This window comes from Hymenobacter duratus (assembly GCF_014698995.1).
Classification (GTDB): domain Bacteria; phylum Bacteroidota; class Bacteroidia; order Cytophagales; family Hymenobacteraceae; genus Hymenobacter; species Hymenobacter duratus.
The window spans coordinates 710,638-737,229 of record NZ_JACWZZ010000002.1 but is presented as its reverse complement, the minus strand read 5'-3'; the positions used below and the strand labels follow the sequence as shown (position 1 = coordinate 737,229).

Genomic DNA, 26,592 nt, shown 5'->3' with positions numbered 1-26,592 from the left:
TTGTCGAAGCATCTCTACCGCTTCGTTGAATCGGTATTAAATACTACTGCGGTAGAGATGCTTCGACTTCGCCTCCGGCTTCGCTCAGCATGACGTTCTTTTTTATCTGTTCAAACGTCAGCTTTCTACAAAAACAGTCCTACTACCAGGTCAATCACCTTGATGCCGATGAAGGGCACAATCACGCCGCCCAGGCCGTACACCAGCAGGTTGCGGCGCAGCAGAGCCGAGGCACCGATGGGCTTGTAGGCCACCCCGCGCAACGCCAGCGGCACCAGCAGCGGGATAATCACGGCGTTGAAAATCACGGCCGAGAGAATGGCCGACTGCGGCGACTTCAGGCCCATGATGTTGAGCGCGCCCAGGGCCGGAATGGCCACCATGAACAGCGCGGGCACAATGGCGAAGTACTTGGCCACGTCGTTGGCAATGCTGAAGGTGGTGAGCGTGCCGCGCGTCATCAGCAGCTGCTTCCCAATTTCCACCACCTCAATGAGCTTGGTGGGGTCGTTGTCGAGGTCCACCATGTTGCCGGCCTCTTTGGCGGCCTGGGTGCCCGAGTTCATGGCCACTCCCACGTCGGCCTGGGCCAGGGCGGGGGCGTCGTTGGTGCCGTCGCCCATCATGGCTACCAGCTTGCCCTGCTGCTGCTCGCGGCGGATGTAGGTCATCTTGTCCTCGGGCTTGGCCTCGGCAATGAAGTCGTCCACGCCGGCTTTTTCAGCAATGAACTTAGCAGTGAGCGGGTTGTCGCCGGTTACCATGACGGTTTTGATGCCCATTTTGCGCAGGCGCTCAAACCGCTCCTGAATGCCGGGCTTGATGATGTCCTGCAGCTCCACCACGCCCAACACCTGGTCGTTCTGGCTGACCACCAACGGGGTGCCGCCGTTGCTGGCAATGGCTTCCACGCGCTGGGTGGTTTCCTGGGGGAAGGGCTGGTTGGCGCGGGCGGCCAGCTGCCGGATGGCATCGGAAGCGCCCTTGCGCAGGCGGGTGCCGTCGGGCAGCGTCACGCCCGAGCTGCGGGTTTCAGCCGTGAACTTGATCAGCTCAGCGCCCTGCAGGCGGGTGCGCAGACCGGCCACGTCGGAGCGGCGGGTTTCGCCGGCCAGCTCCACAATGCTTTTGCCCTCGGGCGTTTCGTCGGTGAGCGAGGCCAGGGTGGCAGCCTCTACCATCTGGGCCTCCGTGATGCCGGGGGCGGGCCAGAAGTGCGTGGCTTTGCGGTTGCCGATGGTGATGGTGCCAGTTTTGTCGAGCAGCAGCACGTCGATGTCGCCGGCCGTTTCTACAGCTTTGCCGCTTTTGGTGATGACGTTGGCGCGTAGGGCGCGGTCCATGCCCGCAATGCCGATGGCCGAGAGCAGCCCGCCGATAGTAGTCGGAATCAAACACACGAACAGCGCAATGAAGGCCGAAATGGCAATGGGCGTATTGGAATACTCGGCAAACGGGGCCAGCGTCACGCACACCAACACGAATACCAGCGTAAACCCGGCCAGCAGAATGGTAAGGGCAATTTCGTTGGGCGTTTTCTGCCGCGAAGCCCCTTCCACCAAGGCAATCATCTTGTCCAAGAACGACTCGCCAGGGGCCGTCGTCACCACTACCTTAATGCGGTCCGACAGCACCTTGGTCCCGCCCGTCACGCTGGACTTATCCCCGCCGGCCTCCCGAATCACCGGGGCCGACTCGCCCGTAATGGCCGACTCGTCAATGGTGGCCAGGCCCTCGATAATCTCCCCGTCGGTGGGGATGATTTCGCCGGCTTCCACCAGGAAAATCTGGCCTTTCTGAAGCTGGGAGGAGGAAACCGACGACTCCTGGCCGTTGGCATCGAGCACGCGGGCGGGCGTTTCCTCTCGGGTTTTGCGCAGACTTTCGGCCTGGGCCTTGCCACGGGCTTCGGCAATGGCCTCGGCGAAGTTGGCGAACAGCAGCGTCAGAAACAGCACCACAAACACGGTGAAGTTGTAGCCGAACGAGCCCTGGGCGGCATCCGGCTTCACCAGTAGCCCCAGCGTCACGAGCAGCATCACCACCGTCCCGATTTCCACGGTGAACATCACCGGGTTGCGGAACATGATGCGCGGGTCGAGCTTCACGAACGCCTGTTTCACGGCCTCCGACACCAGCGCGGGTTGAAAGAGAGATTGAGATTTAGTTGACATGAGAGTAGAAGAGGCTATATGGTTCCCCTCCTTTTTTCAAGGAGGGGTGCCCGAAGGGCGGGGTGGTTAACTCGTTGCTGATGTTGTTTTTAATTGGCTGATAGAATGTTCAACTAAACAACATCAGCACGCGGGTCAACCACCCCAGCGTCGGCTGCGCCGCCGCGTCCCCTCGCCGCTTGATGCGCGGAATCATCTGAGGAGGGGAGTTTTCGTTCTGTTTAATACAGCGAGAAATGCTCGGCCAGCGGCCCTAGCGCCAGGGCCGGGAAGAAGGCCAGGGCGGCAATGATGACGATGACGGCCAGCACCATCACCCCGAAGGTGGCCGTGTCGGCGGGCAGGGTGCCGGCGCTTTCGGGCACGTACTTCTTGCGGGCCAGCAGGCCGGCAATGGCTACCGGGCCCACAATGGGCAGGAAGCGGGCCAGCAGCAGCACCACGCCGGTGCTGATATTCCACCAGGGCGTGTTGTCGCCGAGGCCCTCGAAGCCGGAGCCGTTGTTGGCCGAGGCGGAGGTGAACTCATACAGCATCTCGGAGAAGCCGTGGTAGCCGGGGTTGGCCAGCCAGCCGCTGTACTCGGTGGGGTTGCCGGCGTAGAGGTGAGCCGTGAGGGCCGTGCCGGCCAGAATCAGCAGCGGGTGCAGCAGCGTCACGATGACGGCAATTTTCATCTCGCGGGCCTCAATCTTCTTGCCCAGCAGCTCGGGCGTGCGGCCCACCATCAGGCCGGCAATGAACACGGCAATGATGAGGTAGGCGAAGAAGTTGAGCAAACCCACGCCGCAGCCGCCGTAGAAGGCGTTGGTCATCATGCCCAGCATCTGGCTCATGCCCGAAATCGGCATAAACGAGTCGTGCATGGAGTTCACCGAGCCGCAGCTGATGATGGTGTTGGTGATGCTCCAGTAGGCCGAAGCTGCGGCCCCGAGGCGAATTTCCTTGCCCTCCATGGCCCCCAGCGCCTGATCGACGCCGAGCTTGGCAATGGCGGGGTTGCCGTGCATCTCATAATATACAGTGGGGGCCAGCAAAGCCACGAAACCCACCGTCATCACCCCAAAAATCATGTAAGCCAGCTTGCGGCGCTTCAGGTAGAAGCCCAGCGCAAACACCATGGCAATCGGGATAATCACCAAGGCAATGTTCTCGACGGCGTTGGTGATAAAGTTGGGGTTTTCGAGCGGGTGGGCCGAGTTGGCGCCGTAAAAACCGCCCCCGTTGGTACCCAGCTCCTTAATAGCCACCATAGCGGCCACCGGCCCGCGGCTCACCGCCACCGAGTCGCCCTGCAAGGAAATCAGCTCCTGCTTGCCCTGCAGCGTCATGGGCGTGCCATTGAAGGCCAGGATGAGGGCAATCAGCAGCGAACCGGGCAGCAGCAGGCGGGTGAGGCTCTTCACGAAATAGTCGTAGAAGTTGCCCAGCTTCTCGGTGGTGCGCGTCTGGAGGGCATTGAACACCACCACGGCCGCCGCAATGCCGGTGGCGGCACTCACGAACTGCAGGAAGGTAATCACCACAATCTGGGAGAGGTACGACAGGCCCGACTCGCCGGAGTAGTGCTGCAGGTTGCAGTTCACCAGAAAGGAAATGGCCGTGTTGAAGGCCAGATCGGGCGACATCGAGGGGTTGCCGTCGGGGTTGAGCGGCAGGCTGCCCTGGGTGCACAGCACCAGCATGGCCAGCAGGAACCACACCAGGTTGATGGTGAGCAGCGCCACCATGTGCTGCTGCCACGTCATCTCGCGGCGGGCATCAATGCCCGAAAGCCGGTAGATGCCATTCTCGACGGGCCGCATGAAGTCGAGCAGGTTCTTTTCGCCCCGGAACACCCGGGCCAGATACGCGCCCAGCGGCAGGGCCAGCACCAGCGTGATGAGGTAAATTCCGCCGATGCTGAGTAGTTCGTTGTTCATTTTCGGTGAGTTGTCAGTTATTGGTTGTCAGTTGCTAGTTATTCGTTGTCAGTTGTCGACTTTATCGTTATCAGGCAGGATAAACCGCTTGATAACCAGCGCCTGACAACTGACAACCAGCAACTAACAACTAGAAGCGCTCCGGGCGCAGCAGCACGTAGCAGAGGTAGCCGAACGTGGCGAGGGAGAGGAAAAACAGGGTGACCATCATGGCGCGACGGGGTTAGATCTGGTCGAAGAAATCGACGGACTTGTAGAAGAGCCAGAAACCGGCCAGGCCGGCGGCCGTGAGCACGGGAATCATCAGGAGCGGAGCCATTGGCGAAGCGGAAAAGCAGCGGCCCTAGGGCAGCATGGTGGTGTGCGGATAGTTGTAAGTCTGGTAGAGGCGGCTGGGCATGAGCTGGCGGGCCAGCTGGTTGCCGTAGGTGCTGCCATCGAGGTGCAGGCAGTGCAGGTACACGTTTTCGATGGCGCGGGCCAGGTAAGCGTCGCCCTGGCGTAGCAGGCGGTCGGCCACCTCGAAGCAGCGTTTGAGCAGGGCCAGCTGACCGGCCTCGGCAGCTTCGCGGGTGAAGGTGGCAAAGCAGCTCAGCTGCCGGTACAGGCTCTGGCGCGTGGCCGGTACCTGCAGTTCCGCCCCCAGTTCGGGGAAGCTTTCCAGCAACAGGGTGGCGGTTTCAGAAGAAGAAGTCATCTGACGAGATGAAAAGAAGTGGAACGGGTCCGTGAGTGAGCCGTGCGTCGGCGGGGCATGGCGCTGGGCTGGTTGTCAGGCACCCCAGCACCGGCCCCGGTTCGGTCCGTTTGCCGAATCGACGAATGGCTCGGGCGGCTTCTTGCCAATCCGGGCCCACATCCTGCCGGCAACCACCATTTTCATCGCATCAATCTGATTATCAGATCAAAATATTTTTACCTCTCTCCTATCCCACGCCCCGGACACAAAAAAACCGGGTCATTCTGACCCGGTGCGCTGGTCAGAATAACCCGGTTTGGTAGGGTGCTTGCATCCCAGGGCTTCAGCCCTGGGATGCGCAGGCAGCGTCGTTCAACGACGAGACGCAAGATGTTGCGTCTCTACAGCCCATACTCCTGAATCTTGCGGTAGAGCGTTTTGGTACCGATGCCGAGCTGGCGGGCGGCTTCCATCTTGTTACCGCCGGTATCGTGGAGCACCTGGCGGATCTGGCGCTTTTCCAGGGTGCGCAGGCTGTTGTCGGAGGCTTCGTCGGTGGTGGGGGCGGCGGGCAGGTAGTGGAACTCGGCAGGCAGGTCGTCGGTGGTGAGCGTGTCGCCGTCGGCAAGGATGGCGGCGCGTTCCAGCACGTTTTTCAGCTCCCGCACGTTGCCGCGCCAGTCGTGGCGGCGCAGCTGCTCCAGCACCTCGGGCTCCAGGCCGCGCAGGCGGCGGCGCAGCTTGCCGGCGAAGAATTGGAGGAAATACTCGGCCAGCAGCGGCACGTCGTCGCGCCGCTCGTTCAGGCCCGGCACCGGCACCGTAAACACGGCCAGGCGGTAGTATAAATCGGGCCGGAAATGGCCGGCTTCGGCTTCCTGGCGCAGGTTGCGGTTGGTGGCGGCCACAATGCGCACGTTCACGTTGGTGGGCTTGGTGTCGCCGAGCTTGGTGAACTGCTGGGTTTCGAGCACCCTGAGGAACTTGGCCTGCACGTTCAGCTCCAGCTCCCCGATTTCATCCAGAAACAAGGTGCCGCCGTTGGCCTCTTCCAGCAGGCCCTTCTTATCCGTCAGCGCGCCCGTAAACGCGCCTTTCTTGTACCCAAACAGCTCCGATTCCAGCAAATCCTTCGGGAAGGCCGAGCAGTTCACGGCCACAAACGGCTTGCTGCGGCGCGGACTAGCTTGGTGAATGGCCTGGGCGAATAGTTCCTTACCCGCACCCGTGGGGCCTTCCAGCAGCACCGTGCTGTCGGTGGGGGCCGCGCGCTCGGCCAGCTTACGGGCCCGCAGCAGGGCCTCGGAGTGGCCAATCATACTGTCGAAGCTGTACTGGGTGCCCACCTTCTTTTCGAGGTCGGCCACGCGGCGCTGCAGGCGCGCTTTTTCGGCTGCGCGCTCCACCACCACCAGCAACTGGTCGTCGGAGTCGCCTTTGGTCAGGTAATCGAAGGCTCCTTCCTTCATGGCCCGCACCCCGTCGGGAATGGTGCCGTAGGCCGTCATCAGGATGACTTCGGCCAGCGGAGCCAGAGCTTTGTAGCGCGGCAGCAGGTCGAGGCCCCGGCCATCGGGCAGCTTCACGTCGGAAAGAACAACACCGATACTATCGGCCTGCTCGCGTAAGGTCTGCAAGCCGCGGTGGGCGTCGGGGGCCTGTAGCACGGTATATCCTTCCAATTCCAGAGTGCGGGCTACGGCCTGGCGTAGCATGGCCTCATCGTCGATGAGTAAAATGGTGCCGTTGGGCATAGAAAAGGGGACGCAAAAAGTCAGGCAGGAGCTAGTGCGTGAGAAGTTTGTGTTTGGTCAGCAGATTCAGCACCTGGGATGCAGTAGCGGGCGGTTGTACGTTGCGCAGATCCAGGTAGTAGCAAAACTCCTGATTGGGGTAGAGCAACACCCACGATTCGATGTGCCGGATACGGTAGAACTCACGCCACAGAAAGGTAGTAAACCGGCCTTCGTGCTCAACGATTATGCCCGTTTCCAGCACCTCGAACCTCGTGTTGAGGCCAGCAGTAGGGCTCTGCCGAAATGCTTTTCGGTATTCATAACGCTGATATAACAGCCCGATGACCGTAATCAGAGAGGCAAATAGCGCCAGCCGCAGATAGCGCTGCCAGAGCTCAGGAGCCAGCCAGATGCCGGCAAGCAGCAGCAAAATCCACCCTGCGACCCACCAATAGTTCCAGCCGGCCGGCGAAGGCAGGGGCGCTATCTGGCGCTGCCGCACCGCATCCGGGTAGCGGCGCTGCTCCTGAATCTGGTGAATCCGGGTAAACTCAAGGGCGCTAAGCTGCGTCTCGGAGACAGTGATACTGGCCGGCATCTACTTACGCTTGCTCTGCCAGATAATGCCGCTCGTCCTTCATGGCGTTGGCTACGGTCCAGGGAATTTCGCGGGTGAAGGCATGCTGGCGCACGGGGCAGTCGGCCATGTGGCAGTGCGAGCAGGCCGCAAACGAGCAAGGGTCGGCGTGCACGAACATTTCTACTTCCACCTCAAACCGGGTGCGAATAAAATCCTCGATGCGGTGCACTTCGGTATGCACTTCTTCCAAGCTGAAATAGTAGGGCATGCTCACGTGGCAGTCGATGTGCAGATTGGCCCCGTAGCGCAGCACGCGCAGGTTATGCACATCTATCCAGGCGGGCTGGCGCAGCGTCTGCAACTCCCCAATTACCTGCGCCACCGTGGCCACATCCGACTCGTCCATGAGGCCGCCCACCGAGCGGCGCACCATGCGGTAGCCATTCACGACGATGAACACGCCCAGCAGCACCGAAGCTGCGGAGTCGTACACTACGTCGTCGGTGACCAGCACCATGAGCAGCGCCGCGCACGAAACCAGCGTGCTGAGCGAGTCGATGTACAGGTGCTGTCCGTCGCCGACCAGAGCCGGCGAGTGGTGCTGGCGGCCGGCCCGCACCAGCACAAAGCCCACCAGCAGATTTACGATGGCCGTAGCGGCCAGCAGCACCATGCCCCAGCCCGGCTGCTCCAACGTGTGCGGATACAGCATGGACTTGACGGCCGAATAGAAAATAAAGCCACCCGCCATCAGAATCAGGCCGCCCTCAAACCCTACCGACAGATGCTCGATTTTGCCGTGGCCGTACGGGTGGTTTTCGTCTTTGGGCAGGCTGGCCAGATACACGCTGTAGAGCGCAAACCCACTAGCCACCACATTGATGATGGACTCCAGGGCGTCGGTCAAAACGGCCTGCGAGCGGGTGAGAAAATAGGCGTAGAACTTCACCAGCACCAGCACCAGGCTCACCACGAGCGAAAGTAAAGCCAGACGTTGTTTGAGTCGGGTGACGGACATAAGGAACGGTGGTCAGGTACTGTCCCTGACGTTGGACAGGGAAGGACAGTACAAAAATAGGCCGCTCCGAATTCCGAAGCGGCACAAAGATTCAAAGCTACTGGGATTTTACGGCCCGACTACAGACGAGGCGCTGCACTGTCGAGTCGGCTTTGTGAGTAGTATTCAGGTAATGGACAATGATGAGACGAAAGCAATGTTGTAATACTTTATTTCAGAGTTATGCGCTGGTCTTGGAATAGCGAAAACACATCTGTAGCCGTGTGTGGAGAGGTTACCTGTTGCATGTCTAAAATATAGCCTGCGTTCTGGGTGGTTTGCAGAAATATCCACCTTCCGTAGCGAACAGCCTGTTGAATACCAACCCAACTGATTTCGGAGTTGCAGCCTAAGGAATCGACTAACATCTTATCAGAGGTGAGTAAATAAGTAACCGGATGCTTGAGCAATGGACTGGTGAGGTACTGCTTCCGGGTTGCCCAAAGTATGAAAATCGGAAGAGCTAGAAAGAGTACTGTCATGAATAGCTGACCGGTGTTATTCTGCCACAACTCTTGTAGAGAATATGTACCTGATAGTAAGTTCCAGAGCACTACTAGCGCACTGCCATGCGGTAATAGCAGCACCCACACAATAGGCGTCGTTTTTGCAGTCAGGCGTAAGCTAAGCCACATATATTGCCCTAATGTCGGCTGCACATTAGATATAGAAATGCCTGATTCTGTAACAGGTATAGCAAGCCTTTCTGGTGGTGCAGGCGAGGAACCAAGAGTGGCACCGTTCTGAGCCAATATAGTAGCAAGATCTGTGGCCGTGTAGGGTGGCTGTACGCAGCGGCTATCTATGGGAAAGCTTACCCCTGTTGAAAGGGTGACGACAAACCACCGGTCTAAAGGACGAATAGCCTGGATAGAGGTCCAGCTTATCAACGCTTGCCCAAGTGCCGACTGACTTGTAATCCCATCAGCCGACAGGGTATACGTTACAGGGTGCTGCAAGGAAGCAGTGCTGCGGTATTGTTTGCGAAACTTCCGCCGCCCAAGCCACCATGTCAGCGCTACCAAAAGAACCAGCAGGCCTGCGGTAGTAAGAATGGAGGTAAGATCAGTAAGACCTCCATCGGACCATAACATACACAGAAGTAAAACTACAGTTAGCGCAAGTGTAATCCACCGTTGCCGTTGGTGCATACGTGTGGAAATGGCAACGTATTCGTCCTCAGAAACACGGACGTCGGCAACAATAAGGGCATGCATAGTGGGGGAGTAGGGTATCAAAGTAGGCAGCCTCTTCCAATCCTAGCTCAGCTCAAACTGCAGCTTGAGCAGGTTGGCATAGAGGCCATTTTCGTTGTGGGCCAGCACCTCATGCGTGCCCTGCTCCACGATGCGGCCACCGTCAATCACGAGGATCTTGTCGGCTTTGCGGATGGTGCTCAGGCGGTGGGCAATGATGATGCTGGTCCGGTTCTGCATCAGTTCGTCCATGGCCTGCTGAACCAGTTTCTCGCTTTCTGAGTCGAGAGAAGAGGTAGCCTCGTCGAGAATCAGGATGGCCGGGTTTTTCAGGATGGCGCGGGCAATGGCTACGCGCTGGCGCTGGCCGCCGCTGAGCTTGATGCCCCGCTCGCCCACCAGTGTATCCAGCCCCTCCGGAAACGACTCGATGAACTGCCAGGCATTGGCCTTGCGCGCCGCTTGCACAATTTCCTCGTCGGTGGCGTTTGTTTTGCCATACGCAATGTTTTCGCGGATGCTGCCCCCGAACAGAAGGGTTTCCTGCGGCACGATGCCGATGTGGCCCCGCAGCTCCGTCAGGTCGTACTGGCTGATGGGGCGGCCATCTATCAGGATTTTACCACCACTCAACTCATAGAACTGCATCAAGAGCTGCACAATCGTGGACTTGCCGGCGCCTGACGGGCCCACCAGCGCAATTTTCTCGCCGGCCTGAATATCAAAGCTGATGTCTTTGAGCACCGCCATGTCGGGGCGGGTGGGGTAGCGGAAAGCCACGTTTTGGTAGTCGATGTCGCCACGGATTTCCAGCGGAGCGCGGCCAGCCACGCGCGGCCGGTGGGTGGGTTCCGTGGGCTCGTCTAGGATTTCCAGAATCCGCTCCGAGGCGCCCAGCGTGCTCTGCACTTTGCCGTATAGCTCGCCGAGGCCGCCCACGGAAGCCCCCACAAAACCGGTATAGATGATAAAGGATACCAACTGGCCGATTTCCAGATGGTCGGGGCCGGCAGAGCTGACCAGCGTAGCGCCTCGCCAGAGCACCAGAATAATGCCGCCCAGCAGCCCGATAATCACGAAGGATACGAAAGCGCCCCGGTACATATTGCCGCGCAAAGCCGCCTTCACGGCCCGATTCAGGGAGAAGTTATAGCGGTCCACCTCAAAACCCTCATTGGTGAAAGCCTTCACCGTATTGATGGCCTGCAGGGTTTCGGCTACGATGATGTTGGTTTTGGCCAGCTCGTCTTGTGTCGTGCGCGACAGGGCGCGAATGTTGCGCCCGAACAGGAATACCAGCCCCACAATCAGCGGAAACGTAGCCAGCATAAACAAGGAAAGCTTGATGCTGACCATCATGATGGCCCCGATGCTGAACAGCAGCGTCGCGACTTGCCGAAACAATTCGGCCAGAGTCAGCGAGAAGGCATCCTGAATCTGCGCGACGTCGGTGGTGATGCGGGAGTTGATTTCGCCTACGCGGTGCGTTTCGAAATACGGGATGGGCAGGTGCATGAACTTCTGATACAGCCCCCGCCGAATGTCGCGCACGGTAAATTCGCTTACCTGCGTAAAAAACCAGATCCGGCCGAAAGAAAACAGACCCTGCAGCACAATGATGCAGAACAGTAGCAGCGCAATCCGGTCGATGTCGAGCACGAGGCCGCCGGGCAGCGATACGGGCTTGTGGTTGGCGGCATCTACCAGCTTGCCGGCCACCCACGGAAACGCCAGAAACGTGCTGGTGCTGAACGCCAGCAGCAGCAGCCCAATAATGAATTTGCCCCGGTAGGGCAGCGTGAAGCGGAAAATCCGCAGCCCGCGCTGAAAACTTTCTTTGCTGAGTTTCTTTTTCTCGGGCACCGGCGCAAGGTCGATGCCGCTGGTGTTCATTCCGCTTCGGGCCATTCCAATCTAAAAGGAAGAAACAAGAAGTGAGAAACAGAACAGGGCCTGCTTCTCACTCCTCATTGCTTATGTCTGGTATTGCTATTCAAATTTCGTTTTTCCCTGCTCCACCTGCAGAATGCTGCCGTTGGCGAAAGGAACCGGCAGCCTGACCTGTACCGGCACCGGCTCGCCCTTGCGGGTGGCGGGTTTCCAGGCCGGCATGAGGGCCAGTACCCGCAGCGCCTCAGCATCACACTCCGGAGACAGAGACTTGGCCACTACCGGGTTGCTCAGACGGCCATCCGCGCCGACTGTGGCCGTGACTTCCACGTTGCCGGTAAGGCCTTTGACGCGCGCGGCCTCCGGATACTTTATGTTCTCCTGAAAAAAGGCGCCCATTGCCTGCGCGCCCCCCACGTACTGCGGGGCCACATCGGGGCGGTTGGCGGCGGGACGGGCCTGCGCCTGCATGCGGCCGGCCTTCAACTCGATGGGCTGCTTGGTCGGTGGAGCAGGCTGCTGAGCCAGTGCCAAAGGGCCCGAAGCTACGAGCAGCAAGAGGAAGAACAGATGTTTCATAGGAGCGGGTAGCCCCCGGGCGGGGCGGTAAAGGCGGGCGCAAAGGTACGCCGACTTCCCCTAAACACGCCTTATAGAGCAGGGTTCAATTCGGTGGCCACTTCGCGGGGGCGCGAAACAGCCAACAGCCCCAGGAATGTAATCAGGCCGTTGAGCATCAGAATCTCGAAGCCGAACTCGTAGCCCCACCACGCCTTGGAGTTGGCATTGATGAACCACGTAAGCAGGGGCGCGGCCACGCACACAAAAGGCACCAGCCGGTCGTGCACGCCGCGGCCCGTGAAGAGGCCGAAGGAGTAGAGGCCCAGCAGCGGCCCATAGGTATAACCGGCCGCCTTGAACACGGCCGTGATGACGCTTTGGTCGTTGATGGCCCGGAAAATCAGGATAATCACAATCAGCACCAGCGAAAAGCCGAAGTGCGTGAGGTGGCGCAGGCGCTTCTGCTTGGCCTCGTCGTGCTGCTTGATGTCGAGCATATCCACGCAGAACGAGGTGGTGAGGGCCGTCAGGGCCGAATCGGCGGAAGCATAGGTAACGGCAATGATGCCCAGAATAAACACGATGCCCGCAAACAGCGAGAAGTGGTTGGTGGCCAGCAGCGGAAACACATTGTCGCCGATGACTTTGCCGGTAACAGCATCAGTGGGCAGCGCAATGCCTTTGGCGGCGGCAAACTGGTAGAGCAGCACGCCCAGCGACAGGAAGAACACGTTTACGATTACAATAGCCAGCGTGAACCAGAACATGTTTTTCTGGGCGTCGGGCAGGCTGCGGCAGCTCAGGTTCTTTTGCATCATGTCCTGGTCGAGGCCGGTCATGACGATGGTGATGAAGGCGCCCGAGGCAAATTGCTTCCAGAAAAACTTGTCGTCCTTGGGGTCGGAGAAGTAGATCTGCGACATGGCGCTTTCCTTCACCGTTTTCACCAGCCCGGCAAAGCCCAGGTTCAGCTCATCGGCCATCAGATAGATGCTCACGCCCACGCACAGCAGCATGGCCATCGTCTGGAAAGTATCGGTCCAGAGGATGGTTTTGAGGCCGCCGCGGAAAGTGTAGAGGTAAATCAGTAGGATGCTGATGGTAACCGTGACGGCAAACGGCACGCCCAACCCATCGAACACGGCCAGCTGCAGCACGCCCGCCACCAGAAACAGCCGAAACGCCGCACCCACGGCCCGGGAAAGCAGGAAGAAGAACGCGCCGGTTTTGTAGCTCCAGAACCCGAACCGCTGCTCCAGATACGTGTAGATGCTCACGAGCCGCAGCCGGTAATAGAGCGGCATCAGCACGGTGCCAATCACCAGATAGCCTACAATGTAACCCAGCACTACGGCCATGTAGCTCCAGCTTTGCGTGGCCACCATGCCCGGAATGGAGATGAACGTAACGCCGGAAAGGGAGGTGCCAATCATGGCAAACGCCACCATGTACCACGGAGCGTTGCGGTTAGCTATAAAGAACGATTCGCTGGTCGCCTTGCGCGAAGTGAGAATCGAAATGATGATGAGAACAACGAAGTAGCCCGCAATCAGGCTCAGGATGAGGGTGGGGGACATAGAAGGCCGGGAAAATAGAGGGCAAAGATACAGTGCCTGCCACAACTATTCGGAGTCCATTGGCCGCTACTCAAATTATGCCCGCTACTGCTCCGCAGCCGCTCCAGTGCTCCGGTTGCGCAGCCTGGGCGAGTGGGAAAATAGGGCGTCTTTCGCGCTATTCCCATTCCTGCCAGCGCAGCACCTCGCCCACAGCCGGTGCGTGCAGCTCGCCGCGCAGCATGCTGCCGTGCGCCACCTGCTGCAGCTCGCGCAGCGGCTCGGAGGCCGGTTCGTCGCTCAGGTCGAAGGTGCCGTAGTGCATGGGCACCACGTGGCCGGCACGCAGCAGGTTGGCCGCTTTGGCGGCCTCATGCGGGTTTACGTGGCTGAGCTGCATCATGTAGGCCGGCTTGTAGGCCCCAACCGGCATGATGACGGTGTCCAGGGGGCCAAACTGCTTCTCGATTTCCTCAAAGTGGCCCGCCATGGACGTGTCGCCGGCAAAATACAGGGTGCGGCCGTCGCGCAGGCGAAGCAGAAAGGAGCCCCACAGCACTTGGTTCAGGTCAAGGAGGCCGCGGCGGTGCCAGTGGGAGGCCGGCAAGTAGAACAGCTCGAACGGTACCTGTTCGCCCAACTCATACTGCTGCCACCAGCCGGCTTCCTGCACCTGCAACCCGGGGGCCATGCCGCGCAGCAGCGGCGTCATGCTCAGCGACGTCAATAGCTGCATGCTGGGGTTCTGGCGGGCCAGCAGCCGTACAGATTTATCGTCCAGATGGTCGCGGTGGCCGTGGCTGAGCAGCAGGTAGTCGATGCCCAGCAGGTCTTCAGGAAGGCAGGGCAGCGCGTGGCGGCGGCGCAGCCCCAGGGACGAAAACAGCAGCGGGTCGAAAGCCAGCAGCTTGCCGCCCACGCGCAGCAGAAATGAGGCGTGCCCCAACCAGACCAATCCCTCCTCGGTACCCTGCAGAAACGCGGTGCAGTCCACCACGTCCGGCACCCAGGTGTCGGCTTTCTTCTCCTGCTTCTGTGGGTTCTCGCTCAGCTGCCATTTGAGCACCGTGCCGAAAGTCGGTTCATACAGCTCCTCGCCGTTGCAGTATTGCCGGCCTATCATTTTGTTGCCGGGATAGTTGGGTTTGATAATGCGCAGCTGCGGATTGCTGACGTAGCGTGGGGCTGAGGCCATAAAACGGGATGAAGCAGTAGGAACAGCAAAGAAACAGCAAAGCCCCGGAAGGTTCCGAGGCTTTGCTGATAACAGGAGTGCGAAAATGGGCTACCAGAAACCGCCCGACAAACCCGGTGTGTAGCCCGGAAACGCAGGGCCCTGCCCGTTGCTCATGCGCAGCCCACCCGAAACCGAGAAGTTCTCCGTAATCAGGTAGTCGGCCCGCAGGCTCATGCCCGAGCCCATGCTGCCAAAGCCGGCGTACGGATTGATGCGGGGCTGACCATTCGGAATTTCCTTCCAAGCCGTGCCAGTAAGCGCCAGCCGTGGCGACACGGCGTATTGCGCGCCGGCCTGCATCAGAAACTGGTTGTAGCCGGCCCAGGGGCGCAGCTGGTTATCGGCAGCCGCGCTGGGATAATAAGCCGGGCCGGGTGTCACGCGTAGGTAGGTGAGGCCCCCGAATACCGTGAGGCGCTGCGTGAGGCGGTAGCTGGCAATCGGGCTCAGATAAGCCGCAGTGCCCAGCCGGCCGGCCGTCATCATGCCCGCGCTGAGCTGAATATTCTGGCGCGGCCCGCGCAAACCCGGCAGCAGTGGCGCCCCGAGCCCGGCTGTAGCAGCCGGGGCAAACGAGGCCTGAGCGAAGGCGCTGCTAGTAAGCAGCAGACAGGCGGCGAGAGTGGAAAGACGAAGCATGGCGCGGCGAAAATAGAACGGCAGATACGTAATAGACGCAAAACTGCCCGGAAAAGTGGCACCAAAGCAGATTTGCTCCTGAAAAGGTACGGCTTGCTAGGCAAAAGACACACGGTTGTAGCCGGCGCATTGCTCACGGCTGGCTTTATGCTGTGGGCTTTTGCACGGCTGGCATCCGCCATGCGGCCAAACCGGCCACAGCCGCCAGACACAGCGCAAACCACGCCCACGGCAGCCGCAGGTCCATCACCGAAAGTCCCCCGAATATCAGCGTCGTTACGAAGCTGGCCAGCCCCTGAAATGCTTGGTTCAGCCCGAATATCTCGCCCCGGTCGGCATCGGTGGTGCGCTGGGCCAGCAGGCCTTCCAGCAGGCCCTGAATCAAGGACAGCGTCAGGCAGTCGATGATGACAAGCACATAAAGCGCCACCACCGATGTGCCTACCAGCCCATAGGCTGCCAGCACGGGCACGCCCAGCGCCGCCAGCCACACAATGGCCCGGCGCTGGTTGATCCGGTCGGCGAAGTAGGTGTAGAACACGTAGTTGAGCACAATGCTGAGCGCCCCAAAGCACATGAAGAAGTAGGAGATAGAGCGGGCATCCATCTGCAGCTCGCCCATGCTCATGAAGGGCACCATGTAGAAATAGTAGCCCGTACTGAGCGTAAGAGCCACCTGCGTCAGCACAATGCGGCGCACGCCGGGCGTGGCAGCATCCTTTTCGCGCAGCCGTGCCCAGAGCGTGAGCGGATTGAGGGCTAGCGCCAACTCACTGCGCAGCTCCGCGCCCCGCACGCCGTTGCGCTGGGTGTGGGTTTCGCCTAAAAATATGCTTAGCAGCACGTTCAGAGCCGCCAGCACCAGTCCCAGCCGCACTACATACGTTGCCTCCTGGCCCGTTGGCACCTCCAGCACCGTCAGCAGCGCCCCCGACACCATGGGGCCCAGCACAAAGCCCAGCGAGATGATGGCGCCCTCGACCCCCAGGTTTTTGAACAACTTGTCCGGGTCTGAAATGTCGGTGATGGCCGAGCGCACGGTGGCGTACATGCCGTTGGTGAGGCCATCGGAAGCCCGGTTCACGAAAAACAACCCTGCCCGCACCGGCAGCAGCAGCGCATTCGCCAGCAGCGTACCCACCGCCGACAGGATGAAGATGGGCCGCCGCCCGTACCCATCGGAAAGCCGCCCCAGCACCGGAGCCGAAAACAGCTGCACTCCCAGAAACAGCCCCGTGCCTATAGAAAGCCACAGTTGTGGCTCCGGCAGCCCGCGTACAAACTCCGGCATCACTGGCCCAATAGCCGCCCCCACAATCACGTCGATGAGGATGATAAGGTAGATATGGGACAGGCGGCGGTCCGGAGTGGGCATCCGGCAAAGGTAGCGTAACCGGCCCCGTAGCCGGTATAGTTTCGTGCGGTGCAAACGCTTAATTTGCCTCGTCTTTATCTCTCACTCCCAATTCTATGTTTCATGGAAGATTTTACTTCTGAAGATTATCAGGAGCCGCAACCCCAGTTAACTCTCTCGCCGGAAAAGGCCTCGCAGGTAATGTCGCGCTTCATGACGCAGGTATACGGCTGGATGGCCGGGGCCCTGGCCGTGAGCGGAGCCGTGGCTATGGCGGTGGCGTCTCTGCCAGTGTTGCAGGAACTGGTGTTCGGCAACCGGTTTGTATTCCTGGGCTTGTTGCTGGCCGAAATTGCGGTAGTAGGCTTCCTGTCACGCAAGGCCTTCGACTGGTCGGCGGGTACTACTACGGCGGCATTTATCGGCTATTCAGTACTCAATGGGCTTACAATAGGCATCATCTTCATGGTGTATACTATGGAGTCGATTTCCTCGACTTTCTTCATTACCGCTGGCACTTTTGGCGTGATGAGCCTGTACGGCTACTTCACCCGTACCGACTTGTCGCGCTGGGGCAACTTGCTGTTCATGGGGCTTATCGGCCTTATCATTGCCTCGGTGGTAAACCTGTTTCTCAATAGCTCGACTCTATACTGGATTTCCAGCTTTGTAGGCGTGCTGCTCTTCACGGCCCTCACCGCCTACGACACCCAGAAAGTGAAAATGCTGGCTTTCCTCGGCTACGAAGACGACGCTACCGACCGCAAAGCCGCTGTGCTGGGTGCCCTCACGCTATATCTGGATTTCGTAAACCTGTTCCTGTTCCTGCTGCGCATCTTCGGGCGTCGCCGGTAATGGACCAGTTCCGCGGAACTGGGCCTTTTTGTTAAAAGCAGCTTGCGCACCCTATTTCACCTTGCTGGCCAGCCAGGCCTTGCGGAACGCCAATTGCTTGCGGGTGGCGTTGGGCAGCAGTACTACTTCCAGCGTCGGGTCTTCCTGCAGCGTGACGGGCACAGTGCGCACTCCGGTGCGGGTGCGCACTTCCAGCGGAACCGTGTCGCCGGGTTTGTGCGTGGCCAGTAGTTTCAGGAGTGATTGGCTGGTAGGCAGGCGCTGGCCATCTACTTTCAGCAGCACATCTTCCCGGTCGAGGCCGGCTTGATACAGGGCGCTGCCAAGGAGCGTGGTACCGAGCGTGGCCGAGCTGTCGGCGGGGTTGAAAGTGGTGCGGCCTCCCAGGCTGGCCAGGCCGGCGCGGGCGCGGCGCACCTGCAAGCCCGCCGGAGCCAGCAACTCATCAAATTTGGGTAGCTCGTGACCGTAGATGTGGCGGCGGAAGAAATTGCCGGCAAAAGCCGTGTCCTTAGACACTTCCCCCAGAATGCGCTGCAGGTCCGGCAGTGTATAGGGCCGGGCCGGAGCGAAGTCGCGCTGGGCTTTGCCGTGCTGCTCCCATACGGCCCGCATGTAGGTGTCGAGGTCGGTTTTGTGGTTCTGGCGCAGTAGCAGGTCGAGGGCCAGCGCATTGGCTCCCCCAATGTAGTAGTAGCTCAGGTACGTATTTGCGCGGTTGTTCGGGTCGATGGCGGCAGCGGCATCCACAAACGGGGCCTGCTGGCTCATGTACACCGGTGAATAGCGGGCCGCCCCCGGCGAGTTGAGCATGGCATTTACCAGCGGCCCCACGGCTTCCTGCAAGTATTCGGCATCGGTGTAGGCCCCCGAGCGGCGCAGGAGCAGTTCGCCATAGTACTGCGTGAAGCCTTCCGCAAACCAGAGCCCACTGCTTATGTTGGCTTGCTCAAAATTGAACGGTTCGAGGTCATGCGGCCGAATACGCTCCACGTTCCAGCCATGGAAAAACTCGTGCGACACGGTCCCCAGATTGTCCAGGGCGCCGGGGCCGCTCAGGGGGCGGTTGCTGGTGAGCGAAGTAGAGTTCCGGTGCTCCATACCGTCGCCGCTGGTCTGGGGCAGGTAGTTGGCAATGAAGGTGTAGCGCCCGAAATCATAATCGGGCAGGCCGCCAAAAATAGCAGCGGCCTCACGTACTACCTTCTTGGTTTGTTCGGCATAGGCGTCCAGCTCAGCATCAGTGCCCTTGTGCAGCACCTGCAGTTCTATGGTTTTGCCGCGTTCCTGCCAGCTGCGCACCTTCTGCGGACCCAGCGACGTAGGCGAGTCCATAAGATACTGCAGGTTGGGCGCGAAATAGGTGCCTTTGGCCGCATCAGGCCGCAGCTGCGTAGCGGCAGTCCAGCCCTGGGGCATGTCGAACTTCACTTCCGCCGGGCGCTGCTCCAGCCCGCGCGCGAAGGCTAGCGTGGCCGGCATGTTCAGGTGCGCGTGGTAGCTGTCGATGCCAGCGTAGGTACCATCGGTCCGGTCACCGAACAGGGTGTAGGTGAAGACGACAGTGCCATCGTGGCCGCTTACGTCCCAGCCGTATGGATCAGGCTTCTGCACGGCTAGGGTTTTGCCTCTAGAATCCGTGGCTGATACCTCATAGACGTTTTTGGCGAATTCATGCAGCGCGTAGCGGCCCGGCGAGGAGCGGGCCATCCGCACCTGCAGCGGTCCGGCCGGTACTCCCGCAAACGTCACACTGATGCGCGCCTCGTGGTGCACGGCGTTTGGGAAAGCCACATTGTATTGAACCGGGGCCTGGGCCGCTACGGGCCGGCCAAAAGCCAGCGGGAGTGCCAGGAAAAGCAAAGCGGCTGATTTCCGCATAGTGCAAGAGGGAAGTAAGTAGGGAGTGAGGGACGGCCGTAAATGTAAGGTGAAGCTACACTTCACCACACAAGCCGAGTGGCGTTTAACAAGAGGTAGGGGTTGCACGGCGCGGCTGCCATACTTCCGCCTCCACCATGCCGCCGAAGAACCCCATTCGGTACGCTGGGGCCAGCCCCACACGGGCCAGCTCCGCCTCGATAGGTGGGCGGGCGCGCCCGCTGATGCCGGTAGTAAGCCGGAAGAAGCCATACATAGCCGCCAGCAGCCCGCGTTGCCACCAGCGTTGCGGCGCCGCAAAATCAGCCAGCAGCCACGGGGCCAGAGGCTGCCGGACTTCATTCAGTTTGTCCACGATATGGCGCAGGCGTTGCGGCTCAAACAGGTCCAGAAAGAAAAATGTGATAATGCCATCAAACGTATCGGCGGGCGTGAGGGCGCCTTCCGTGCCGAGCCGGAACTCTACCTGCGCGGCGGCGCCCGGCAGCTCCCGCGCCAGCAGCGCCCGGGAGCGGGCCAGCATCTGCGGCGACGCCTCCAGGTACAGCACCTGCGCCGGCGGACGGCGGCGCAGTACTTCCGGCAGTATCCAGCCCGTGCCACCCCCGATGATGAGCAGACGCGGCGCCCCGGCCGGTAGCCCGGCGTCCAGGACCTCCTGCTGCGCAGCCTGCAGACTGCGCCCGTACACCAGGCGCGCCAAGGGGTCGTAGAAGGTAGCTACCCGGTCGAAGCCGGAATCAGGCAGGGAAAAACGCATGCAAAGCTGGTAGGTGCGTGGTAGGCGGCAGGCCGGTGGCCCGACCTCTTCACCGGTTTATTCGTACGTGAGGATGCTCCTCACTTGTCGCAAGCCGTTGGCCGGGCGCAAGCTACCGCTTACGCTACTTTCCGCTCTATGACTAATCACCTGCGCCGCCTGCTGGCCGGACTCACGCTCTTCCTCACCGAATTTGCCATTACCCTGCTGCTCGGCATTGTTGGCGTGGTAGGCTTTCTGGCGCTGGGCCGGGAGGTATTCGACCAGGATGCGGCCACCTTCGATGCCGGTGCCTTCCAGTGGGCCCGGCGGCTGCTGGGCCCAGAGCAGCAGTGGGTAGAAACCATTACGTTTTTTGCCTCCCGCAATTTCATTACCGCTGCCGGCTGCCTGCTCATCGGCTGGTTCCTGGTATTGCGGCGGCACCGCTGGTATTCGCTGCTGATACCGGTAGTAGCGCTGGGCAGCATCACGCTCAATCTGGCGCTGAAAAACTTCTATAACCGGCCCCGGCCCCTGCTGCCGCTCGTATCTGCCTCGGGGCTGAGCTTCCCGAGCGGGCACGCCATGATTTCGGCCTCCTTCTACGGGCTGCTCGTGTATCTGGTGCAAACCCACGTGGAGCGGCGGTGGCTGCGGTGGCTACTGACCAGCATTCTGGTCTCGCTGATTCTGCTCATCGGCCTGACGCGCGTTTACCTGCGTGTGCACTACGCCACCGATGTGCTGGCGGGCTTCACGGCCGGGCTCGTGTGGCTGGTAGTAGCTATTCCGGTACTGAAACGGATAGAAACCCGCGTGAAAAAACAATTCAAAAACAATCCGCAATTAGCTGAAAAACAGCCTGAATAGCGTGCAAAGCGAATTTTTTTGCAGGAAAATTATCGGCTTTTTTTCAGCGAAGCTTGTCTGGTGCCGCAACTTGTCTCTATCTTTGCAGCATCAAACAACAACCCGCAAGGGAAATGAAGCTTGATGCACAAGTTGCGCTTGTGGCGAAATTGGTAGACGCGCTGTCTTCAGGCGGCAGTTCCGAAAGGTGTGAGAGTTCGAGTCTCTCCGAGCGCACGAAAGCCGGTCCAGCAATGGACCGGCTTTTTTGTTTATTGCCCATTGCCGCTGGGTTGTTCGGAACCGGTGAACGGCGCAGGCCCGCAGCCGTAAACGTGGTCTGGCATCGTCGCCATTCTGCCCGGTGTTCACGGCAGTCCGCGGTGCCCGTTCCACGCACCCCGGTCTTCTTCCGCCCATCACTGGCAACGACTCAACATCCGTAGAAATCCGCGTAACTCCGTGGTCAATGAAGAAGCTCACTGCTCGTCTGCTCACGCTGCTCAGTTTTCTGACCGCGGAAGTTCTGCTGGTAGGAGGAGTGTTTCTGGCATCATTGGGCATGTTTTTCTACCTCACGCGGGTCGTATTCGTGGCGAATTCGCTCACCTTCGACAATTGGGCTATCGGGCACGCCAATGCGCTGCGTGCCGCCTGGCCTGGCCTGACGAGCGGAGTACACGTGGTGACTTTTTTTGCTTCGCTGCCTTTTCTGGTGGGAGCCGGGGTGCTTATACCGGCGGGTTTGCGCTGGTGGGGGCATCGGCGGGAAGCGCTGGAAGTGTTTCTGGCCGTAGCCGGAGCTACCCTTTTCAATCAGCTGCTCAAAACTCACTTCCAAAGGCCGCGCCCGGCTTCTGCGCTGCTCTCTCAACTGGGCTTGAGCTTCCCCAGCGGCCACGCCATGATTGGGATGGCACTTTACGGATGCCTGGGGTGGCTGCTGTGGCAGCACGGCCGGCATCCGGCCTGGGCCGCGCTGCTGTTGTTGTGGGCAGTGCTCATCGGCCTGACGCGGGTGTACCTGCAGGTACACTATGCCACCGATGTGCTGGCCGGCTTCGCGGCCGGCCTGCTCTGGCTGATTCTGCTACGCACGGCGCTGCGGCTCTACTGGCGGGAAGAGCAGCAGATCTGAGGTGCATCAGCGGGATGCCGGGGCCAGCGCGGTAGCCACTTCGTAGAGGGTTATCTGGTGGGGGTAGTTGGAATAGTACAAGTTGTCCTCATTCATGGTGTAGCCCTTGCCCAGCGCCTGCCGGGCCAGCTCCAGATGGCGTCGGGCCAGCGGCTCATTGCCGCGGGCGCGGCTCACCAGAGCCAGGTAGTAGTTGGCGTCGGGGTGTTGGGGATAGACGCGCAGGCACCAGCCCAGATAGGTGGCTGCCACCTCGTACTGCTTCATCTCATAATAGAGCACGCCCACGTAAAACAGCGTATTGAAATGAATATCACGCTGGCCGTCGGGGCCGCGCTGCTGCTGCATGTCCTGCTTGAAGCTGGCTTCGGCCTGGGCATAGCGGCCCATCTCCAGGTGGCAGAGGCCCTCGAAGAACGGATACGTGTGGTCCATTTCCAGTCCGTAGGGGGTAAGCCGGGCCGCGTTCTGAAAGTCGAGAATGGCACCTTCGTAGTCCTTGGAAAAAATGCATTTCAGGAAGCCCCGATAGGCCAGCCACTGTTTGGGATTCAGGGCCACCGCCTTGTCTTCCAGCGCAAAGGCTTCCTCAAACTTGCCGTCCTTGATGAGCGGAATAGCCTTTTCCCGGTACGCTACCGCAATGTTGGGGCAAACAGCAATCAGACTGTCGCAGTACTGCGTCCAGCGCGGGTCGAGGTAGCTAAACCGTTGGGCTCCGTGCTCAATGTACCTGCTGACCAGGCTGTCCTGGTACTGGCGGCTGCTGCACTTGTCGGGCAGTGCCTGCGCGGCGGGTGGATGCCCAGAATTGTTAGGCTGGCAGGAACTCAGGTGGGCGCTCAGCAGCCCCAGCAACAGACTAGGGGCACACCGCCACAACTTTCCCATGATTGATTTTGAAGGCTATGTAGGCAATATAATTCGCAGTTTCCTGACCGTTGGGGCTGCGGGCTATGTGCCAGTCGTTGAGTGTAGTCAGGTAAGCGTATAATTTCTCCACCAGCTCTGGCTGAAAACGGTACCGCTGGTAGCGGGCATCCGTCTGCAGCACCTGCGTGCGGGGTAGGCGTTTGCCACTGCAGTCCACCACAAACCGGAACGTGACGTAGCCGCTGCCGGAATATGAGTGGCCGCTACGCTGCAAAAATGCCTGCGCCTGCTCGCGCAGCGTATCGGAGCTGCGCGGATACTTGCCATTCACGCTGTAGTAGCGGGCCGTGGGCTTGCCCTGGCACCCCGACTGCCGGGTGATGGTCGTATCCATGTACTCGCCATCGGGCAGCACGATCCGCTGGCTCCGGCCAGGCAACCAAGAAAACAGCAGACAAGCTGTGAGCAACGCACGCATAGCAGACTTTTCAACCCAATACTAAGCAGTTGCAACGCTTTCTGCACCATGAGGGCAGAAAAAAGCCGCTCACTGTTTCTCCGGGAGAAACAGTGAGCGGCTGGTCTGGCGTGTTTGCTACACCTAAAACTTCACTTTCACCCGCAGCGCCAGCAGGCCTTTCACGCCCTGCAGCTCTTCCAGCTCCAGCTCTTCTATCTCAGGCTCCAGCAAGCCGCGGTCCTGCATATAATCTAGGTATTCGAGGTATTCGTCGGCTTCGCGCTGCTGCGAGTAGACCAGCGCAATATGGCCGGGCTGCGTGAGCCGCTCGCCAGTACCCTGCACGGTGGCCTTATCAATGCGCTTCTTGATGATTTCGTAGCGGATATTGTAGGCCCCATCTACGTCAAACTGCCGCTCATCCTGCCGGAACCGGATGGCCAGCGGCTGACTGTGAATGAGGATGAGCTGGGTGGTGTCGAGCGGAACGGGCAGCTGGGGCTTCAGGGCCATCGTGCGGCGCGTAATCTCAATCATGGTCAGCAGCTGCCACAAACGCAGGTTTTTCAGGAAAACCAGGTCGAAGGGCTTATGCTCTACCAGCGAGGCTCCCACGTAGATGTTGTACTCCACACCGTCGGTTTTGAAGCGCTGGAAGTAGTGCGGAAACATCTGCTGCGCCTTTTCCTCTTCCTCATCGAGGTAGTCGCTCACCGTATCGTTGAGCAGCGTGGTGCTTTCCTCGAAGGCCTTGCGGCGCTTATAGAGGATGCCCAGCTCCGCATCAATATTCGACCAGTATTGCGTGATAACCGGCTGCAGCTCGGGCGTGTTCTGCCCCAGATACTCAAACAGCGGCTCTACTTCCGTCTTCAGCGACTCAAAAATGCTCACCTCGTCGCCGGAAATCAGGGTCTGGCGCAGCCGCCGCAGGTTCTTGTTGACGTAGAATTTCAGCTCGTCGAGAATGGGCAGCGCCTGAAATTCGGAGGCCTTCTTGAGGACTTTATTGGCCAGCGTCAGGTGCTCAATCAGGTCGCCCTGGATGGCCTCGTTGCGGGCCGTGCTGGAACCCCGAATGTCGCAGGAACCGTGCAGCGGGTACACGTCGTGGAAGATGATGGCCTCCATCTCGGCGTTGCGGTTGCCTTCTTCCAGCTTCTGCAGCAGGTTTTCAGCCGCATTGGTGAAGCGCCATTCCATACTCGGATGAATGGCCGTAAACTTCTCCTTAATGATGGACTGTACGCGGGTCTGGATTTCCTCGGCGTTGCGTTTCACAGCCACCGCAAACAGCGGCACAAACTGCGCTACCGTCTCAATATCAAACTCGTCCAGGTCGCCGATATTCGGGGAGCCCAGCTCCAGCAGCCCCACCGTATCGTCGCCGTAGGGCAGCAGCGCCAGAATGGCCGACCGGATACCGATGCTGAGAATCTGCTGGCGCAGATCCTCGGGAATGGCGGCCGTTTCCACGTCTTCCAGCACCAGCGGCTGGCGGTTCTGCCACAGCTCCGAATAGATCTGGCGGAAGCCGGAGCCGGCATCCTGGCTGTGGAGCTGCTTGGTCAGGAAGCTGTGGTTGATTTTGCGGCCAAAGTCCACGAAAGCCCGCTTTTTCTCGTCGTAGGCCGCAATGCCGAGCTGCAGAAACGGCCGCTTGAACAGCACCCGCAGCTTCTCCTGAATCTGTTCCAGCCGGTCAGAAGCCTGCAGAACGTCGCGCTCTAGCAGGTCGTACTTCAGCTCCGACAGGATTTCCTGGTCCGTTACATCCACCAGATGCAGAATGTTGAAGCCTTCGAGCTCAAACAAGTCGGGCGGCAACAGCTGCTGCCACAAGTCCACGCGGTGCGGATTCCGGGTCAATAGCTCAATCTGCTCCGAAGTCAGTTCGGGGCGTGTGCCCACGACGCGCACATCCAGGAATGTAGAGTTGAACTCTACGCCATAGTGCCGGTAGAGGCCGATGCTGTAGTCGGGTACGGTGAAAATAATTGAGCCATGATGCGGCATCTGCACCCCATACACCTTGTCCAAAATAAGCTGGTAGGCCATGCGCGCCGTGTGCACATCCAGCGTGCGGGCGTCAATATTAAGCGGCTGCTTGATGTTCTTGGCGGCCGTCAGCAGCACTTCGGCGAAACGGGGCGTATGGTAGAAGCTGTAGCGCTGAAACGGCGCAATGGCCCCGCTGATATCGAAACGGAACGAAGCGGGCGGAAACATAGCCAACATCAGCGTGTCTACCAGGTCGCAGTTGCATTCCAGCACGCTCATGTCGGTGATGGGGCCGCGGCACCACGTTTCCGTAGCGACTCTCTCCCCAATGGAGCGGGCCAGCAGCGACACACCCGGGTTCGGGTCGTCCTCACGCGACTTCCAATACGCAATTATTGGCTCGAAGCTGAGCGTGGATTTGAACGGAAAAACGGACTGGGCCGGGCGGGCAGCGGTGGTTTCGGGTAGCATAGGTAGAGCAACAACACCGAAGATAGCCAAATCATTGCGGCCAGCCTTCGGTGTGCTTCAGCTATACGTACGTGTCCCGGCATTGGTCGTGCCAGAGGAACCGGAAAGACATTTCAGGGCCGGCTCAGCGGTTAAGCGTAACGGGGACGGCCCGGTCCTGGCCGCCGGGGTCGGACGCGTCGATGGGGGCAGAAGCGCCTCGGAGAAACACCAGCTTCTTTACGTTGCTGTTGCAGGTGCAGCAGCCGTCGCCTTTCAGCTGATCTTCCAGTTGAATACTATCAATTACGAAGCTGGCTGTTGGAGCCCGCCGCTTGCCCAGATACAGCTTGTAGGAATACTGATTGAGCTTGCGGGTGCCGCGCTGCCCGAATGGCTGGGCGTTGTTCAGCACCACGCTATTGCCCCGTTCGCGCCCGGTCCGCAGCAATTGAATGGTATCAATGGCGGGCCGGCCCGTGGTAACGGTGTCGCGGTAGGGCAGCAACTGCCGCACAAAGAAAACGGTATCTACCGCCGCCGAATCGAGGCGGTTGGGGGCCGTTGGGCTCAGGTTGAAGTTGAAATACACCGCGTCATCGAGCGAGTCCTGGCAGTCGCAGGCCACGGAACCGCAACAGGCAGCCAGCGCCGTGGACACAACAAACAGCAGAAGCCAGGTAAGCGGATTGCGAAGCATAGGGCGTAAAGATACTAGCGGACGGCGGAGCGCGGGAAAGCAGCCCGCGGTTTCTGCCAAAC

General features: G+C 59.9%; 23 protein-coding genes and 1 tRNA gene. 4 read left to right on the top strand and 20 right to left on the bottom strand.

What is annotated here, in order from left to right; translation table 11 throughout:
* Window positions 1-125 precede the first annotated feature (125 nt).
* The 14 genes from kdpB to IC231_RS10970 form a co-directional block, all read right to left on the bottom strand.
* Window positions 126-2,174, bottom strand: coding sequence for a potassium-transporting ATPase subunit KdpB (gene kdpB / locus IC231_RS11035; RefSeq protein ID WP_125422111.1), 2,049 nt, complete (start codon window positions 2,172-2,174; stop codon window positions 126-128).
* A 221-nt stretch (window positions 2,175-2,395) separates the two neighbouring features.
* Window positions 2,396-4,096, bottom strand: coding sequence for a potassium-transporting ATPase subunit KdpA (kdpA, locus tag IC231_RS11030; protein WP_190784559.1), 1,701 nt, complete (start codon window positions 4,094-4,096; stop codon window positions 2,396-2,398).
* 130 nt (window positions 4,097-4,226) lie between these two features.
* Window positions 4,227-4,304 (bottom strand): K(+)-transporting ATPase subunit F, encoded by a 78-nt coding sequence (gene kdpF / locus IC231_RS20430; RefSeq protein WP_125422174.1) that lies wholly within the window; start codon window positions 4,302-4,304, stop codon window positions 4,227-4,229.
* Window positions 4,305-4,439: 135 nt separating this feature from the next.
* The gene (locus IC231_RS11020) at window positions 4,440-4,793 is read right to left on the bottom strand and encodes a DUF7674 family protein (RefSeq protein ID WP_125430474.1); all 354 of its coding nucleotides are present in this window, start codon (window positions 4,791-4,793) and stop codon (window positions 4,440-4,442) included.
* A gap of 383 nt (window positions 4,794-5,176) precedes the next feature.
* Window positions 5,177-6,529 (bottom strand): sigma-54-dependent transcriptional regulator, encoded by a 1,353-nt coding sequence (locus IC231_RS11015; RefSeq protein WP_190784558.1) that lies wholly within the window; start codon window positions 6,527-6,529, stop codon window positions 5,177-5,179.
* A gap of 31 nt (window positions 6,530-6,560) precedes the next feature.
* Window positions 6,561-7,109, bottom strand: coding sequence for a hypothetical protein (locus tag IC231_RS11010; RefSeq protein WP_190784557.1), 549 nt, complete (start codon window positions 7,107-7,109; stop codon window positions 6,561-6,563).
* A 4-nt stretch (window positions 7,110-7,113) separates the two neighbouring features.
* On the bottom strand, window positions 7,114-8,109 hold the full coding sequence (locus IC231_RS11005; protein WP_190784556.1) for a cation diffusion facilitator family transporter: 996 nt from the start codon (window positions 8,107-8,109) through the stop codon (window positions 7,114-7,116).
* Window positions 8,110-8,318: 209 nt separating this feature from the next.
* Entirely contained in the window at window positions 8,319-9,365 is a 1,047-nt protein-coding gene (locus IC231_RS11000; RefSeq protein WP_190784555.1) for a YcxB family protein, read from the bottom strand.
* A 42-nt stretch (window positions 9,366-9,407) separates the two neighbouring features.
* Complete coding sequence (locus tag IC231_RS10995; protein ID WP_190784554.1) at window positions 9,408-11,252, bottom strand: ABC transporter ATP-binding protein; 1,845 nt, start codon at window positions 11,250-11,252, stop codon at window positions 9,408-9,410.
* An 81-nt stretch (window positions 11,253-11,333) separates the two neighbouring features.
* Window positions 11,334-11,813, bottom strand: a complete 480-nt coding sequence (locus IC231_RS10990) for an energy transducer TonB (protein ID WP_190784553.1) — start codon at window positions 11,811-11,813, stop codon at window positions 11,334-11,336.
* Window positions 11,814-11,884: 71 nt separating this feature from the next.
* A complete protein-coding gene (locus tag IC231_RS10985) occupies window positions 11,885-13,372 on the bottom strand; it encodes a sodium:solute symporter (RefSeq protein WP_190784552.1) in 1,488 nt (495 codons plus the stop codon).
* 157 nt (window positions 13,373-13,529) lie between these two features.
* Window positions 13,530-14,546 carry an MBL fold metallo-hydrolase gene (locus IC231_RS10980; RefSeq protein ID WP_190784551.1) on the bottom strand — a complete coding sequence of 339 codons (1,017 nt, stop codon included), beginning with the start codon at window positions 14,544-14,546 and terminating at the stop codon, window positions 13,530-13,532.
* A 90-nt stretch (window positions 14,547-14,636) separates the two neighbouring features.
* Complete coding sequence (locus tag IC231_RS10975; protein WP_190784550.1) at window positions 14,637-15,227, bottom strand: hypothetical protein; 591 nt, start codon at window positions 15,225-15,227, stop codon at window positions 14,637-14,639.
* Between the two features lie 145 nt (window positions 15,228-15,372).
* Window positions 15,373-16,602, bottom strand: a complete 1,230-nt coding sequence (locus IC231_RS10970; RefSeq protein ID WP_190784549.1) for an MFS transporter — start codon at window positions 16,600-16,602, stop codon at window positions 15,373-15,375.
* Between the two features lie 102 nt (window positions 16,603-16,704).
* Between IC231_RS10970 and IC231_RS10965 the strand changes: the two genes are divergently transcribed.
* A complete protein-coding gene (locus IC231_RS10965; RefSeq protein WP_394368202.1) occupies window positions 16,705-17,436 on the top strand; it encodes a Bax inhibitor-1/YccA family protein in 732 nt (243 codons plus the stop codon).
* 51 nt (window positions 17,437-17,487) lie between these two features.
* Here IC231_RS10965 and IC231_RS10960 read toward each other — a convergent pair whose 3' ends face one another.
* Together IC231_RS10960 and IC231_RS10955 are read right to left on the bottom strand one after the other, a co-directional pair.
* Window positions 17,488-19,317, bottom strand: a complete 1,830-nt coding sequence (locus IC231_RS10960; protein WP_190784548.1) for a M61 family metallopeptidase — start codon at window positions 19,315-19,317, stop codon at window positions 17,488-17,490.
* 85 nt (window positions 19,318-19,402) lie between these two features.
* Window positions 19,403-20,077, bottom strand: coding sequence for a class I SAM-dependent methyltransferase (locus IC231_RS10955; RefSeq protein WP_190784547.1), 675 nt, complete (start codon window positions 20,075-20,077; stop codon window positions 19,403-19,405).
* Window positions 20,078-20,215: 138 nt separating this feature from the next.
* Here IC231_RS10955 and IC231_RS10950 point away from each other — a divergent pair, with 138 nt between their 5' ends.
* From IC231_RS10950 to IC231_RS10940, 3 genes are all read left to right on the top strand, one after another.
* A complete protein-coding gene (locus IC231_RS10950; RefSeq protein WP_190784546.1) occupies window positions 20,216-20,929 on the top strand; it encodes a phosphatase PAP2 family protein in 714 nt (237 codons plus the stop codon).
* 134 nt (window positions 20,930-21,063) lie between these two features.
* Window positions 21,064-21,145, top strand: a tRNA-Leu gene (locus tag IC231_RS10945).
* Window positions 21,146-21,377: 232 nt separating this feature from the next.
* Window positions 21,378-22,046 (top strand): phosphatase PAP2 family protein, encoded by a 669-nt coding sequence (locus tag IC231_RS10940; protein WP_190784545.1) that lies wholly within the window; start codon window positions 21,378-21,380, stop codon window positions 22,044-22,046.
* Between the two features lie 6 nt (window positions 22,047-22,052).
* On the opposite strand, the gene IC231_RS10935 is transcribed toward IC231_RS10940, so the two are convergent.
* The 4 genes from IC231_RS10935 to IC231_RS10920 form a co-directional block, all read right to left on the bottom strand.
* Window positions 22,053-22,937 carry a tetratricopeptide repeat protein gene (locus IC231_RS10935; protein ID WP_190784544.1) on the bottom strand — a complete coding sequence of 295 codons (885 nt, stop codon included), beginning with the start codon at window positions 22,935-22,937 and terminating at the stop codon, window positions 22,053-22,055.
* The gene (locus IC231_RS10930) at window positions 22,909-23,397 is read right to left on the bottom strand and encodes a hypothetical protein (RefSeq protein WP_190784543.1); all 489 of its coding nucleotides are present in this window, start codon (window positions 23,395-23,397) and stop codon (window positions 22,909-22,911) included. Before IC231_RS10930 ends, IC231_RS10935 begins: the two co-directional genes overlap by 29 nt.
* A 123-nt stretch (window positions 23,398-23,520) precedes the next feature.
* A complete protein-coding gene (locus IC231_RS10925) occupies window positions 23,521-25,851 on the bottom strand; it encodes a GAF domain-containing protein (RefSeq protein WP_190784542.1) in 2,331 nt (776 codons plus the stop codon).
* 124 nt (window positions 25,852-25,975) lie between these two features.
* Entirely contained in the window at window positions 25,976-26,530 is a 555-nt protein-coding gene (locus tag IC231_RS10920) for a hypothetical protein (protein WP_190784541.1), read from the bottom strand.
* Between the last annotated feature and the right edge of the window lie 62 nt (window positions 26,531-26,592).